The organism is Halomonas sp. 113, from assembly GCF_904067645.1.
Taxonomy (GTDB): domain Bacteria; phylum Pseudomonadota; class Gammaproteobacteria; order Pseudomonadales; family Halomonadaceae; genus Vreelandella; species Vreelandella titanicae.
Window position 1 is genome coordinate 4,855,969 of sequence record NZ_LR881453.1, and the last position, 14,142, is coordinate 4,870,110.

The 14,142-nt window shown below is 54.7% G+C and carries 14 protein-coding genes; 8 read left to right on the forward strand and 6 right to left on the reverse strand.

What is annotated here, in order from left to right:
- Nucleotide 1: 1 nt before the first annotated feature.
- The gene (locus YERSI8AC_RS22590; protein ID WP_159177656.1) at nt 2-733 is read right to left on the reverse strand and encodes a maleate cis-trans isomerase family protein; all 732 of its coding nucleotides are present in this window, start codon (nt 731-733) and stop codon (nt 2-4) included.
- A 138-nt stretch (nt 734-871) separates the two neighbouring features.
- Nucleotides 872-1,555, reverse strand: a complete 684-nt coding sequence (locus YERSI8AC_RS22595) for a GntR family transcriptional regulator (RefSeq protein ID WP_201304259.1) — start codon at nt 1,553-1,555, stop codon at nt 872-874.
- A gap of 319 nt (nt 1,556-1,874) precedes the next feature.
- Between YERSI8AC_RS22595 and YERSI8AC_RS22600 the strand changes: the two genes are divergently transcribed.
- From YERSI8AC_RS22600 to YERSI8AC_RS22635, 8 genes are read left to right on the forward strand one after another with little or no spacing between them, the layout of a single operon-like run.
- Nucleotides 1,875-2,924 carry a TRAP transporter substrate-binding protein gene (locus YERSI8AC_RS22600; RefSeq protein WP_144809841.1) on the forward strand — a complete coding sequence of 350 codons (1,050 nt, stop codon included), beginning with the start codon at nt 1,875-1,877 and terminating at the stop codon, nt 2,922-2,924.
- Nucleotides 2,925-2,942: 18 nt separating this feature from the next.
- Nucleotides 2,943-3,518 (forward strand): TRAP transporter small permease subunit, encoded by a 576-nt coding sequence (locus tag YERSI8AC_RS22605; RefSeq protein WP_236557402.1) that lies wholly within the window; start codon nt 2,943-2,945, stop codon nt 3,516-3,518.
- Nucleotides 3,515-4,813: a TRAP transporter large permease gene (locus YERSI8AC_RS22610; protein WP_144809842.1), complete on the forward strand. Its 1,299-nt coding sequence runs from the start codon at nt 3,515-3,517 to the stop codon at nt 4,811-4,813. The genes YERSI8AC_RS22605 and YERSI8AC_RS22610 overlap by 4 nt, the downstream gene beginning before the upstream one ends.
- A complete protein-coding gene (locus tag YERSI8AC_RS22615; protein WP_159177657.1) occupies nt 4,810-6,204 on the forward strand; it encodes an amidase in 1,395 nt (464 codons plus the stop codon). Before YERSI8AC_RS22610 ends, YERSI8AC_RS22615 begins: the two co-directional genes overlap by 4 nt.
- A gap of 2 nt (nt 6,205-6,206) precedes the next feature.
- Nucleotides 6,207-7,145 (forward strand): polysaccharide deacetylase family protein, encoded by a 939-nt coding sequence (locus YERSI8AC_RS22620; protein ID WP_159177658.1) that lies wholly within the window; start codon nt 6,207-6,209, stop codon nt 7,143-7,145.
- On the forward strand, nt 7,142-7,900 hold the full coding sequence (locus YERSI8AC_RS22625) for an aspartate/glutamate racemase family protein (RefSeq protein ID WP_159177659.1): 759 nt from the start codon (nt 7,142-7,144) through the stop codon (nt 7,898-7,900). Before YERSI8AC_RS22620 ends, YERSI8AC_RS22625 begins: the two co-directional genes overlap by 4 nt.
- Entirely contained in the window at nt 7,897-9,354 is a 1,458-nt protein-coding gene (locus tag YERSI8AC_RS22630) for an amidase (protein WP_159177660.1), read from the forward strand. The genes YERSI8AC_RS22625 and YERSI8AC_RS22630 overlap by 4 nt, the downstream gene beginning before the upstream one ends.
- An 18-nt stretch (nt 9,355-9,372) precedes the next feature.
- Entirely contained in the window at nt 9,373-10,143 is a 771-nt protein-coding gene (locus YERSI8AC_RS22635; protein ID WP_159177661.1) for a cyclase family protein, read from the forward strand.
- A gap of 217 nt (nt 10,144-10,360) precedes the next feature.
- Here YERSI8AC_RS22635 and YERSI8AC_RS22640 read toward each other — a convergent pair whose 3' ends face one another.
- From YERSI8AC_RS22640 to YERSI8AC_RS22655, 4 genes are all read right to left on the reverse strand, one after another.
- Complete coding sequence (locus tag YERSI8AC_RS22640) at nt 10,361-11,158, reverse strand: hypothetical protein (protein ID WP_159177662.1); 798 nt, start codon at nt 11,156-11,158, stop codon at nt 10,361-10,363.
- 18 nt (nt 11,159-11,176) lie between these two features.
- A complete protein-coding gene (locus YERSI8AC_RS22645) occupies nt 11,177-11,917 on the reverse strand; it encodes an SDR family NAD(P)-dependent oxidoreductase (protein WP_159177663.1) in 741 nt (246 codons plus the stop codon).
- Between the two features lie 63 nt (nt 11,918-11,980).
- Nucleotides 11,981-12,769 (reverse strand): SDR family NAD(P)-dependent oxidoreductase, encoded by a 789-nt coding sequence (locus tag YERSI8AC_RS22650; protein WP_159177664.1) that lies wholly within the window; start codon nt 12,767-12,769, stop codon nt 11,981-11,983.
- Entirely contained in the window at nt 12,766-14,124 is a 1,359-nt protein-coding gene (locus YERSI8AC_RS22655) for an MFS transporter (RefSeq protein WP_159177665.1), read from the reverse strand. Before YERSI8AC_RS22655 ends, YERSI8AC_RS22650 begins: the two co-directional genes overlap by 4 nt.
- Nucleotides 14,125-14,142: the final 18 nt, after the last annotated feature.

Below are 14,142 nucleotides of genomic sequence, written 5' to 3' on the forward strand. Positions count from 1 at the left end.
ATCAAGCCTCCTTACTGAACAAACTGCCCCAACCACGCACTTCCCTCGGGTCGACCCCCGTCATGCGCAGCATTTTCCAGACGACGGTAGCCGTCGTATCCAGTACCGGAATCCCCAACCTCGATTCCCAGTCGGTCACCAGATGGGCAGCATTCAGGTTGGTGCAGTAAGTAACAATGGCTTGAGGAGAAGCTTTAGCCACGGTCTCGACCTGATCGGTTAAGCAAGCCTGGCTTACCTCGGCAAAAGCAAAGTTATCGCTGATGTTAAGATGGCTCTCCGCAACGCAGCTAATCCCAATACCTTGATAATTATCGACAATACGTGACTGAACATTGGCAACATACGGCGATACAAGACCTAGCTTTGAAATGCTGTCTTCTTTAAGGCGTTCGTTAAGCGCCAGAATTGAAGACGTCGCCGGGATATTGGTCGACTCCTCAATGCGCCTACAGAGTTCGATGTCGTGCTCAAAACCTAGCCAGCCCGCAGCGGTACCACTCCAGCCGATCACATCGACCTTAGCATCGGCTAATAGCTTGGCAGCCGCGAGGATAGGGCGATCATCAAATTGACCCAATGCTTCAGGTTCAAGCGAAATTTGAGTGACGCGAAAGCGAGAAAAGTGAGCACTCACCGGTTCGATATCGGCGAGCATAGCGCACGTCAGCGGCTCTAAGGCGGTATTGGATGAAGGCGTAAGGACACCGAATCGAATGCTAGATTGAGACATGGCTGTGGCTTAGCTCCTGGTTAAAACCCGTTTCGCTGTGAAGCAAAGCGAGAAAAATTTGTTAACAATGATGAAAACAATATTGCTAACAAAATAAAGCACAAACTATGCCAAGCTGAACCTTGTTACTGGAAATATTCAACCAAGGATTTGATCCCAATCTACATCGTCGCGGTGGTTACTGGTTAGGTGAAGTGCACTCTCAATATGCTCTAAGTGATGCAGCATCAGCTCAATGGCGGCCTTTTCATCACGCCTCTCAATGGCCGCAACGATCCTGTCATGATCGTCTTCGGGACAAGCGGGGGTTTGGGGCAGGTCGTACATAGCAATAATCAAGCAGGTCAGCGGGCACAACTCCCCCATCATGTTTTCGATATACCGATTCCCCGAGATCCGTGCCAATAGCAGATGAAAATCGCCAGAAAGACGGATAATGGCCCGACGATTATTCTGCTGGCGCGCTGTCTTCTCTTTATCAAGGTGCTCATGTAGCCGCTTTAAGTCGGCCTTTTGCGCCCGTGTAATCACATTGCGGATAATTTCTGGTTCAAGTAACCGGCGAGTGGAAAAGAGCTCGTGTGCCTCCTGCACGGTCGGGCTAGCGATGAAGGCCCCGCGGTTGGGATATACCTCCACTAGCCCCTTCTTGGCCAGTACAGCAAGCACTTGACGAATTTTGGTACGACTGACATTGAAGGCGGTTGCCATGCGCGTTTCGGAAAGCTTGCTGCCAGGCGCCAGTCGATGCTCCATCACAGCGTTATTAATGCGCTCGGCGATGCTTTCGATGGTGGGCTTTCCAGCCTCCATATTTTGCATTTTCAGTTTCCAATATTGTGTACAAATTGATTTTACAGCGTTCGACAATGTTGCGTCGAACGACTTCAATACGCGCGTCAAAAACAATATTTTTGCCACCTCATAGTGCATATAAAAATTTTTATGCACCAGCAAGCTTCGCACTCCCTCTACTGATTCTCTGGCATTAGCCCTGCCCAGCCAACATAAATCAATAATGCACAGCGATTGTCGCCTGACTGGCACACAACATGCATTATATTTTTTATTGTTCTCATGATTGTTCTCAATCTGAAGCAATACCTGACAACATCTATCCCCTCTGCTGGAGAACGACAAGATGCAACGACTACCTACTCTCCTTGCCGCTGGCTTACTGTCAGTCTCACTCATCGGCTCGGCGGCCGCTCAAGAAAACACTATTCAGTGGAAAGTGCTCGGCCAACCCCTTGCGACAGGAAAGATACAGAGCCAGAAAGAGCAGCCGTTCTTTGAGAACTTCGCTGAACGCACTGGGTTACCCATTGAAATCAATTATCAGCCTGTCGACACGACTGGCATCAAAGATACCGAGCAGTTACGCATTATGAAAGCAGGGCTTTTCGATCTCGTTTCGTTGCGAATGTCGCCCAACTCTCGAGATGCACCAGTCCTGACCGGCCTTGACCTGGTTGGCCTGAACCCTGATTACGCTACGGCTCGCTCTGTTACAGATGCCTATTTGCCGGTGCTTGACGAGCAACTTCAGGAAAGCTTTGACGTTAAGCTTCTCGGGGCTTGGCCGTTCGGTCCGCAAATTCTGTTTTGTGATGCGCCCGTTTCCAGCTTCTCTGATATCGAGGGGCTAAAGGTTCGCGTCTACGACCAAAACCTCGCTAAATTTGTTGAGTCGGTTGGCGCCACGGCCGTGCCGATGAGCTTTCCAGAGGTTCATCAATCATTGTCGCTTGGCGCCGTAGACTGTGCCATCACAGGCCCTAGCTCCGCCAACTCAGCCGGCTGGCCAGAGGTCACTACGCATCAGCTGACGCTTGGCATGGGCAGCGCCATGAACGGTTATGCCATTTCCCTCAAGGCCTGGAATCAGTTGGATAGCAATCAGCAAGAAACTCTTCAAGCCGCTTTCAACGAGCTCAACGATGAGATCTGGGAGTACTCAGAATCGCTCTACAACGATGCGCTTAACTGCAACAGCGGCCAGCAGCCGTGTGAAACCGGCACTGAATACGATCTCGTTAATGTCGAACCAACGGAAGCTGACCTTGCTCAAGTGCGTGAGGCCCTCCTGAATATTTCGCTGCCGACCTGGGCTGATATCTGTGATCAGGCGAATCCAGATTGCTCGGCAAACTGGGAAGCCAATGTTGGGCCGGTCATCGGTCTCGAGTAATCCAATAAGGAGCCTTTCATGATCGAGCGACTCGAAAACATGCTGGCCGTTATCTTCGGTGCCATTTTCCTCGCCCTCTCGGTGCTGATAACGCTGGAGGTACTACTGCGTAAGCTCTTCGGGTTCTCCCTTCAGGGCTCCCATGAATTGGGCGGCTATGCCTTGGCGGTGGGCGCCACCCTGGCGTTCACCCTGGCACTGTTTGGTCGCAACCACATTCGAATTGATATCATCCACGAACGACTGCCACGCTTGTTCAGGGCAGTGCTCAACTGCTTATCAAGCGTCCTGATGGCCAGCTTCGCTGGCCTGTTGGGCTACCTGGCCTGGAACGTCATCGGAGACACATTGGCCTATCGCAGTGTTGCTCAGACCTCCTGGGCAACGCCCCTCATCTACCCTCAGAGCATTTGGTATATCGGACAGGCCATTTTCATGCTGGCGGCTATTGGCTTGGCTGTGAAAAGTCTATGGCTGCTTATCAGCGGTAAGCTTGCCCGTCTTGACGAGGAGTACCAGCCCAAGAGCGCCAAACAGGAACTGGAGGATGAGCTGGATAGTGCATCACAACGGCAGCGAGGTCCGTCGCTATGAGTTTGGACTATATCTTCATTGCCTTCGCGCTGATGGTCGCCATGATGCTCCTGGGCCTACCGATTGCCGTATCGATGGCCGCCATTGGTATCATTGGCGGCATCATGGCCTACGGCCTTCCCTTTATGAATTCCATCTCTCCGGTAGTTTGGGGAGTACAGAACGACAGTCTGCTAACGTCCATACCGCTATTCGTGCTGCTCGGTGAGATTCTGCTACGTGCAGGCATTGCTGATGGCATGTATCGCTCATTGTCGATATGGCTTGGGCGTCTGCCTGGCGGGCTGCTGCATTCCAACATCGGTACTTGTGCTCTGTTCGCGGCGACCTCCGGTTCCTCAGTCGCCACTGCCGCGACCGTCGGCACAGTGGCCTTGCCATCGTTAAATGAACGCCGTTATCCCATTAATCAATCACTGGGCTCATTGGCCGCTGGTGGGGCTTTGGGGATATTGATCCCGCCGAGCGTCAACTTGATTGTCTATGGCTCACTCACCAACACCTCCATTGGCCAATTGTTCATGGCGGGCATCATCCCGGGAATCACGCTGACCCTGCTTTTCATGGCCTACATTGCCGTGTCCAGCCTCATGCGAACCCGCCATGAAGACAAAGAAGCAAACTACAGCTGGCGAGAACGGCTCAGTGCCTCTGTTGACCTGATTCCCCCGTTGGTTGTGTTCTTTATTGTCATGGGCAGCATTTATAGCGGCCTCGCCACCGCCACGGAGTCCGCCGCCCTCGGTGTGGTGACAGCCCTTATCTTTGCCGGGCTCAAGCGCAAGCTGACGTGGACCACCCTTCGCACCTGTTTCATCCAAACGGCCCGGGTAACCGGTATGATTTTGCTGATAATCACTGCCGCCTTCATTCTTAACCTAACCATCAGCTTAACGGGCGTGGCCAGTACCATGTCGAGTTGGGTCACCTCCCTTGGCCTAACACCGGTTATGTTCCTGCTGGCGCTTGTAGTGTTCTATCTCGTGCTGGGCATGTTCATGGATGTCCTCTCCATGCAGGTAGCCACCATTCCGATTACCTACCCCATGGCGCTGGCGCTGGGTATCGACCCAATCTGGTTCGGTATTTTTGTCGTCTTAATGTGTGAATTGGGTCTTATTACCCCGCCGGTCGGCATGAACCTGTTCGTCGTGCATGGTATTCGCCCAGACAATGGAAGTATCAGTGGCGTTATGCAGGGTGCCTTCCCTTACGTACTGCTGATGTTGTTGTTTGCGGGCTTAATTATCACCGTACCGGCGATTGTGACGTGGCTCCCGGAGATGATGCGATGACGGCACTCTGGCAATCCACGGCAACGGAGCTGGTCGCTGGCTTTCGCGCTAGACAGTGGTCACCGAAGGAGGCCCTTGATTCGGTTCTCGAACGTTTGGAAGCCATTAATCCTGCGCTCAATGCGGTCATCGCCCTGACCGGAGATGCTCAGGAAGCCGCCGAAAAAAGCGGCTTACGTTATATCGAGGGAAGGCCACTGAGCCCACTGGACGGGGTGCCCATCAGCATCAAGGACAATCTTTTGCTGGCAGGCGTACCCGCAACCTGGGGCACGGCCGCCCTACGAGACTGGATACCAGACCGTGACGAGTTGCCTGTTGCCAAGCTACGTCAGGCCGGGGCTGTGCTATTCGCCAAGACGAACGCACCAGAATTCACCTTAGAAGGCTATACCGACAACCCGGTATATGGCGTGACGGGGAGCCCTTGGGCCCCTGCGTTGACGCCGGGCGGGTCAAGCGGGGGGGCCGCTGCTGCTGTCGCAGCCGGTATCGGGCCACTGGCGCTAGGCACAGACGGTGGGGGATCGATTAGGCGTCCTGCCGCCCATTGCGGGTTGGTTGGACTAAAACCATCCATTGGAACGGTTCCCAGAGCCGATGGATTTCCTCAGATATTGCTCGATTTTGAAGTAGCTGGCCCCCTAGCACGCTGTGTTGAAGATGCCGCTCTCATGCTGAATGTTCTAGAAGGCGCCTGTCTAGAGGACCGACAATCATGGATGGAACACTCTGGGCGGCGAACCACGGCATCACGCGTCTTGTGTGTCTCCTCGCTGCCGGGCTGCCCTGTCGATCCCCAGATACGTCGACATGTTGAAAAGGCAGCAACCACGTTCTCCCGTATGGGCCTAGAGGTCGTGTTCGATACACTCCCACTGGAGTTAGCAGCGCTTAACAAAATCTGGAGCGAAGTCGGGCAGATTGGCCTAGCGCACCTCGCCGAGACTCATCCCACCTGGCTGGAACATGCTTCCCCTAAGTACCAAGACATGGCCAACGCAGGTGCCCGTCTGCCGGCCAGCCGGTTGTGGCACACTCTGGACGTTGTATCTTGCCTGCGCCGCCAGGTGGATACGCTTTTCACCAGCACAGACATGTTGCTGATGCCCAGCATCGCCGCCCTTTCTTGGCCTGCCAGCCAAGCCTACCCGCCGACCATCGACGGCCAGCCAGTCGGCCCGAGGGGGCATGCGGTGTTCACTGGCTGGGTGAATGCCGCAGGCAATCCTGCCATCAACCTACCGGTCGAGCCGTCGCATGAAGGCCTGCCCATCGGGCTGCAACTGATCGGCCCCTGGCAGTCGGAACACCTACTGCTCGACTTGGCGCAGCGCTACCAGCGCCTTGCTCCTTGGAAAGCACGCTACGCCGACCTGTGGGAGCGATGAGCATGGAGACACGCTTACCCTTACTCATCGATCGGGATTTTTTTGGCTACGGCGCCTCGCCACCTCGTATTGAATGGCCCAATAACGCTCGGCTAGCGCTCTCCTTCGTGCTCAATCTGGAGGAAGGTGCCGAATTTAGTCTGCGGGCGGGCGATCCAAGCAACGAGGACACGCATGAGGTGCAGTGCCAAATCAAGGACGCTCCAGACCTGTGTATGGAGAGTCACTTCGAATATGGCACTCGTGCCGGTTATTGGCGCGTCATGTCAGCCTTTGAGGAAGCCGGTGTACCCGTCACCTTGAATGTCTGTGCCCGCGCACTCGAAGTGACCCCTTGGGTGGCGGCCTATGCGCGACAGCGCGGCGATGAACTCTGCTGTCATGGATGGCGCTGGGAATCCCACGCGGGAATGTCTGATCCGGAGGAACGTGCCTTAATCGACCGCTGCGTGGCGACCTTCCAACATATTGCTGGCAACGCGCCGGTGGGCTGGCATACCAAATCCTCCCCGTCCGTCCAGACGCGCCGTCTATTGATAGAGCATGGCGGTTTCCTCTACGACAGCGATGCCTACAACGATGACCTGCCTTATTACGTCACATATGGCGAACGCGCCCACCTGGTACTGCCCTACGCATTCGATACCAATGACATGCGCTTCTTCGTCAACCATAGCTTTCATCGCGGGCGCGATTTTCATGACTATGTGATGGACGCCGTGAAGGCCCTGCTGCGTGAAGGAGAACAGGCACCGCGCATGCTCACCATTGGCTTGCATACTCGTATCATTGGTCGTCCCGGACGCATTGATGGCCTTCGCGACCTGTTCTCAAGCCTGCATGGGCTACCTATCTGGTATGCCACCCGTGAACAGATAGCCCAGCACTGGCTTCGACATTGCCCGCCGCCGTCGCCTTTCGAAGCGGGAGTCAGACAATGACTCGGCTGCTGCTCGTCAATGGCAACACCTCCAAAACGGTTACCCAAAAACTGCTGGCCGAGGCCGAGCGTCATGCGGGGGCCAATGTTCAGATCAGTGCGGTAACAGCCCGTTTCGGTGCAGACCTGGTCTCAAGCCGGGCCAGCAACGTTATCGCCGGTCATGCTGTTCTGGATGCCGTGGCCCACCATCAAGACCCTTATGACGCCGTTCTGGTGGCGATTTCACTGGATACGGCCGTGGAAGCCCTGCGTGAAGTACTGAACGTTCCAGTGGTCGGGATGACCGAGGCTGCCTGCTGGCAGGCGTGCCTCGTCAGCAACCGGTTCGGCGTGGTGATGCCGGACCGCAATACCCTTCCCCTTTATCGTGAACGCATTTTGAACTATGGCTTGCGTGAACGGCTTGCCGGGCTACGTGCTATTGAGGCCACGGTACAAACGCATCACGCCGCTCCCGCAGACAGCGAGGCGGCCCTCCGCGCAGCTATCATGGACCTGGTCGTAAATGAAGGCAGCGAGGCCGTGGTGCTTGCGGGCGCTTCAATGACGGGTCTCCAGCGTCGCTTGCAACCACTGGTTCCCGTGCCGCTCCTCGATGGCATCGCAAGCGGGGTAATTCTTCTGGAAGGCCTGATCCGACTGAATCTGCCCCCCTCCCACGTGAACGGACCTTACACCACGACATTGTCAGGCCTCAGCGGCCCTTGTACGGAGTTACTAAGTGGCCTGCCGTCGGCAAGGACATCCATATGATTCATCAACTGCGCGCCAAGGCCCTGCATGACATTATCCACCAGGGCGGACTAACAATGGCTGAACTCGCTGAGTCCACTCTGGCTCGCATTGAGTCTATCAATCCCTCACTGATCGCCTTCGTAGACGCTGACCACGCTGATGTGATGCGTCAGGTGGAGGCTATCGAAGTACGCCGACATGCTGGCGAAGCACTTCCGCTGCTTGGCAGTGTGTTTAGTATCAAGGACAACCTCTGGCTGGGTGGCAGGCCTGCGACCTATGGCTCGCAAGTTTATCGGCATCATGTAGCCCCCTGCGACAGTGCCGTTGTAGCACGCCTTAAACGACTTGGCGCTCTCTGCATCGGCATTACCAATTGCCCCGAATTTGCCTGCAAAGGTCACACCAGTAACTCCCTGCATGGCACGACCCGTAATCCTTGGGATTTAGACACCACCCCCGGCGGCTCTTCGGGGGGTGCGGCAGCCGCGGTTGCCGCGGGGCTAGGCACGCTAGCGCTGGGAACCGATGCGGGTGGCTCGATACGTCGGCCTGCGGCCCACACAGGATTAGTAGGTTTCAAGCCAACGCATGGCCTGATTCCCGATCCTCATGGGTTCGATGACCCCAGCTATGCGATTTCCGACATCGGCGTATTGGCCAAAGATGTTGAGGACTGCGCCTGGCTACTCGACGGCGCGGTATTCCATGACCCTCGCGACCCGCGTAGCCATCCGCTACCCGCCCAGCTCACCGTCGACCGCCCCTTCACCAATGCTTTAAAACGTCTCGATTCCCAGGCTATTCGTATTGGCTGGACCAGCGACCTAGGCTGTGGGTTTCGCCTCAATGCAGACGTTGCAACAGCCTTCGATGACTGCATCGCTACGCTGGCTAACGCAGGGCTAACACTCGAACACGCTGCCCCCGACTGGCCCGCCCATACATTCGAGTATCCTTTATTACGCCAACAGCAAGCGGCCCTGGCTGCTCAATTTGGCCATGTGCTGCGTGATACGCCGGAACTGTTGGACCCCGCCCTAGCCGATCAGATCACTCAAGGCTTAAGCATAAGCGGGGCAGATTACGCCGCGGACGAGCTGCGTCGCAAAACGCTCATTCAGGCCTTGGATAACTTTTTCGAACGCTTCGACTTTCTTATCTGCCCCACGACGCCAGTGGAAGCCTGGCCAGTAAAAGCTTCGCACCCCGGCACCATCGGAGGACAACCCGCTTCGCAACGGGCCCACGCCGCATTTACGCCTCTGTTCAATTACTGCGAAGTGCCTGCTGTATCCCTGCCTTTTGCTCTGGGTCAGCACGGGTTACCGCTTGGGCTGCAGATTGTAGGACCACGCCATACAGACCTAGGCGTCCTCGCCCTCGCTCACCATCTTGAGACGATTATCGACCATCGCTTCGATGCCCCCCTTTGGCTGGCCGATAGCGATTCCTTTTCATCAAGTCTGTAATGCATTAGGAGGTTTCCCTTGAGCAAACACATCATCGATTTGTCATTACCCATTCGCAACGCATCATTTGATACCCAAGAGCAGCACATCGAGTACATCGACCACTACGCGATGGCTCGGCAGCGGGCCACCGCCTATGGAGTGGACCCTGGCGACCTGCCATTGCCTGGTGTCCATTCGGCCAGCGAGCGGATCACCCTATCCTCGCATGCAGGCACACATATGGACGCCCCGATTCACTACGGCCCAACCTCTGAGGGCAAGCCAGCACGCACCATCGACCAGATCCCTCTAGAGTGGTGCCACGGGGACGGCGTGGTCTTAGATTTTTCATGGATGGAAGCTGGGCAGGTCATCGGTGTCGATGATCTGCAGCAAGCGCTGGCGCGCATCGAATACACGCTAAAACCGTTTGATATCGTGCTAATACGCACCGACCGCTGGATGGATTTTGATCGACACGACTGGGCGATGCGTCACCCCGGCATGGGCCGCGAGGCGACGTTATGGTTGATTGAGCAAGGTATTCGCATGATGGGTACTGATGGTTGGGGCTGGGATATTCCTATACCGATGATGGCCGAGGCGCTTCGTAAAGGTGACTCAGATGCATTCTTCCCAGGGCATTACGCAGGTCGCGACAAGGAGTATTGCCATATCGAAAAACTAGCACGGCTCAATGAACTGCCAGCACACGGGTTCACCTTTTCGGCATTCCCGGTACTGATTGAGCGCGCATCTGCTGGGTGGTGTAGAGCGGTGGCAATAATAGACAGTCACTCTGAATAGCGAACCTGTTGCGAATAATATTTTAGCTAGCCACATAGCATGATTTGGGCGAGAGGCCACAATAGACACCATAACCAAAGATTCAGGAGTTCCTGATTAGCTAGGCGGATGCAGATACTAAGTGCAAAACTAGGCAGTGAATGGCAGGGATGCCTCATGCTTTCCCTTAAAAATTTACAGCATAATTTTTTAAGGCTCTTACGAAAACCGTGGCGACTCAGGACTTAAAAACAACTTTGCGACTATTCTCCCACCGACTAAAAAGCCACAGAAAAGTGCTAACGAAAAGCGATAAAAACAATGAAAGCCAAAACGCAAAACCGGAAGGCAATAATTCGATACTTGCACTCAACACAGCACTAAACGCTACTAAGCTGAGCATTCCAAGCTGCGTATTGGCTAACGTAACACGCGCTACTTCAACCCCATATCGCTGATGAAGCGTCAGAGCAATGGTTAACATCCCGATAGGGAAACTCAGCACAATACCCGAGATAGCAGGATCGACATTAACCAATAGAATTGTCGCTAAACAGACAACACCGCCCGCTAACACACCACGAACGAGCAAATCTCCCCAACGTACGAGTGCCGAAACGGGCTTGGAAGAGAGCCCGATTGAATTAATGTAAGCCCGCGAAAATAGTAACATTATACCGAAAAGCGCCAAGACTAGGAAAACACCTCCAGGTAACTGATCCGCTATTGCTGCTGCAAACATCCAAATGAGTGCAGCGCAAGCAACGCTCGCAAAAGCGCCCAATCGCTTAGCCAGCAGCACGTAGCTAAGACAGAATATCAACGTCGCCAACATAGCATGTAAAGAGCCCAGTGCCGCATCAGCGACGAAGGGGTCGGATTGCTCGCGAATCATGAAAAAGTAGCCAGGGCCCAGCACTATTGGCGTACCTGCCAAAACACCGCCAACCTTAGGGCCCAGACGAACAGCTGCAAGTGATACGCAGACCACCACTAACGTGGTGGAAAGCCACTTTACAAAAATAAGGCTTAACATAAGTCTATTTTCAGCCCGCTACATGACGTCGCCACTGTTAGGCCCGAGCGTTTGCCCAAGGTAAAGATCGCCATCGGGAGAGGCAGCGAGCATAAGCGCCGTGGGCGCCACTTCTTCTGCTTTTCCAAACCGACCGAGAGGAAGTTCGGCTTCTTTATTGGCCACCCACTCTTTACTAAGCCCTTCAAGCATCGGCGTTAGAATAGGGCCTGGGGCGATGGCGTTGGTAAGAATGCCGTAGGGTGCTAACTCTCTCGCCATCGATTTAGTAAGCCCCAATAGCCCAGCCTTCGCTGAGCAGTAGTGAGATAAGCCCACGCCTCCCTTGAGTGCTAGCTGAGAGGAAATATTGATAATCCGGCCGCTTTTTCGCTTCACCATCTCCGCGGCAACATAGCGCCCAACCAAGAAAGCGCCGCGCAAGTTAATACTGATCATTCGATCAAACGTCTCAGCAGACATTTCCAAGAAAGGCGTTTCATCCAGAATACCCGCGCAATTGACCAGTACATCGATAGCTTGGTGCTGGCGTACCACCTCATTAACCATCGACTGAACAGAAGATTCATCAGCGACATCGACACGATGATGCGTTGCACTAGCTCCGAGTAATATTGCTAACTCTTCACATGCGTCACGATTGCGATCAGCCAAGGCAACGGTGGCCCCTTCGGCATAAAAACACTCCGCAATAGCCCGGCCGATGCCGCTAGCGCCACCCACGACAAGGGCAACTTTTCCCTGAAGTTTTTTAGACATAAGGATCACCCAGCTTATTAAATAAAAGAAGCGAGGATGTCTCCTCGCTTCATAGGCAAACGATTAGCTCGGCCAACGCACGGTCAAGCCGCCATCGACCACCAGTTGCTGGCCTGTTACGTAGGCTGCATCGTCACTGCTCAGAAAACGCGCAGTACGGGCTGCTTCATCGGCATACCCCACACGCCCTAAAGGAATTGACTTACCGGCTGCCGCTAAGCCGTCAGGCCCCAGCGAATTAACAGGATCCAGCGACTGAGGCGTCTCGATCAACCCTGGAATCAGGGTATTAACACGAATACCTCGGGGGGCTAGCTCAACTGCCAGAGACTTTACTAAGCCCACTAAGCCACTTTTGGCTGCCGCATAATGGGCGTGGTTATCCCATCCATACACGCCTCCTGCGATAGAGGAAATAGCCACCATAGAGCCCCCTTCCTGCATCAACTTGGAAGCACTACGAAAGACCCTCATTACCCCCGTCAAGTCGACTGATAGCATGTCGTCCCACGCTTGATCGGTAAGCTCCTCTAAGGGTGCCTGGCGCAGAATGCCAGCACCGGCAACAACGATGTGCAGAGCACCAAAAGTGTCGATAGCCGTCTGTGCAAAGTGATCGCATTGATTGGCATCTCTCACATCTAATGCGACCGCCACACACTCTCCGCCAATGGCTTTTACCGCGGAAACCGTTTCCTCTACATCATGGGGATCGTTCGGGTAGTAGCCTGCCACCACCTTAACGCCAGCCTTGGCATAGCAGACTGCAAGGGCTTGGCCAATGCCGCTAGCGGCACCTGAGATGATGGCCACCTTGCCTGCCAGACCATCGTCGCGCGCTAATACGCTCATGCCACAGCCTCCTCTATAGGGTCATTTTCGAGGTGATCCACATGGCGCGTACCAAACATCAACAAGCCACTGAGAACCAATGGCAAAGAGCCCGCCAGGATCGCTGCCCAAGTCATACTGACGCCAATCGTCAGCAGTATGGAAACCAAACCTGAACCAATAATGGCGCCTACCGGGGCCATGACGTGGGCCACGTTAGCCCCCGTACCGCGAACATGAGCGGGGAAAGATTCACCCATATAGAAAAGGATTGCCGCAAAAGGGCCAAGCAGGAAAAACAGTGTGATGGCGTACATCATGTAGATAAAGCTGTCATCCGCTGGGCCAAGCAACATAACGATGCTGGCTATACCACCCAGCAGGAACCCCATCAGCACGGTGTTACGGCGGCCGATACGATCTCCGACCAAGCCATGGCTCAGGTAGCCGACAAAGCCAACGGCGTTAGCCAGGATCAACACGTAAAGCGAGTTTTCAAAACTCACTCCCTTCGCTTCCACTAGCACTGTCGTGCCCAACACCGCGAAGACCTGAATAGCCATCCAGCTGAACAGCCAGACCAATGATAAGGAGATCGTATGGCGGCGTAATTCCGGCGCAAAAACCCCCTTCAGCCCCAAGTTACTGCCGGTATCGACTTCAAGATCTTGTTCAGCAGCCAGCTTTGCGGCGCCTTCAGCATCTCCTGCCTTGCGACGACGTTCGACTTCCTTAATCGCAGCGAATACTGGCGATTCAGGAAGTCTGACGGCCATCACGATGACAATGATGGAGGCACAGGCAGCCACAAAGAAGCTGCCACGCCAGCCCACCACAGGTAACAGCAGCGACGTCATACCCGCTGCCAGCAGCGCACCTACCGGCCAGCCGCTCTGAACCAGGCTATACATAAAGCCGCGGCCCTTGGCTTTCTTATAGATTTCATTAAGGTAGACGGCATTCACCACCTCCTCGGACACCGCAAAGCCAGAAAAGGCCCGAATGATCACCATGGAAGCAGCACCAATGGCGACCCCCGACAAACCTGAGCTAACGGCACCGCCAATCACCAACATGATTAACGTCTTCTTGCGTCCATAGCGGTCGATCAGAAAGCCGACGACTAGTGAAACAAGAAATACCCCTATCGTGGCGTAAGTATTAATCGCGGTCGCCTTGGCAGCACTCCAGCCAAAGTCTTCAGCAATCACGGGCAGTAAGGTTCCAAACAGGGTGTAGTCGTAGACCGACGCCACCCAGGCAATGAAACAGACCAGCGAGGCATAACCGATCTGTTTTTTCGTGATGACTGCATTCCAGGGCTCATCAGCGTGCTGACTTACCTCGGCAGTCGTACTTGAGTTTGGCTCGGCCATCGACTTCACCCTCGTTTC

Bases quoted from the DNA above. Each gene is read 5' to 3' on its own strand.
- YERSI8AC_RS22625 (WP_159177659.1), top strand. From the start codon at position 7,142: ATGACTCGGCTGCTGCTCGTCAATGGCAACACCTCCAAAACGGTTACC.
- YERSI8AC_RS22605 (WP_236557402.1), top strand. From the start codon at position 2,943: ATGATCGAGCGACTCGAAAACATGCTGGCCGTTATCTTCGGTGCCATT.
- YERSI8AC_RS22630 (WP_159177660.1), top strand. From the start codon at position 7,897: ATGATTCATCAACTGCGCGCCAAGGCCCTGCATGACATTATCCACCAG.
- YERSI8AC_RS22620 (WP_159177658.1), top strand. From the start codon at position 6,207: ATGGAGACACGCTTACCCTTACTCATCGATCGGGATTTTTTTGGCTAC.
- YERSI8AC_RS22645 (WP_159177663.1), bottom strand. From the start codon at position 11,917: ATGTCTAAAAAACTTCAGGGAAAAGTTGCCCTTGTCGTGGGTGGCGCT.
- YERSI8AC_RS22640 (WP_159177662.1), bottom strand. From the start codon at position 11,158: ATGTTAAGCCTTATTTTTGTAAAGTGGCTTTCCACCACGTTAGTGGTG.
- YERSI8AC_RS22615 (WP_159177657.1), top strand. From the start codon at position 4,810: ATGACGGCACTCTGGCAATCCACGGCAACGGAGCTGGTCGCTGGCTTT.
- YERSI8AC_RS22600 (WP_144809841.1), top strand. From the start codon at position 1,875: ATGCAACGACTACCTACTCTCCTTGCCGCTGGCTTACTGTCAGTCTCA.
- YERSI8AC_RS22595 (WP_201304259.1), bottom strand. From the start codon at position 1,555: ATGCAAAATATGGAGGCTGGAAAGCCCACCATCGAAAGCATCGCCGAG.
- YERSI8AC_RS22655 (WP_159177665.1), bottom strand. From the start codon at position 14,124: ATGGCCGAGCCAAACTCAAGTACGACTGCCGAGGTAAGTCAGCACGCT.
- YERSI8AC_RS22650 (WP_159177664.1), bottom strand. From the start codon at position 12,769: ATGAGCGTATTAGCGCGCGACGATGGTCTGGCAGGCAAGGTGGCCATC.
- YERSI8AC_RS22610 (WP_144809842.1), top strand. From the start codon at position 3,515: ATGAGTTTGGACTATATCTTCATTGCCTTCGCGCTGATGGTCGCCATG.
- YERSI8AC_RS22590 (WP_159177656.1), bottom strand. From the start codon at position 733: ATGTCTCAATCTAGCATTCGATTCGGTGTCCTTACGCCTTCATCCAAT.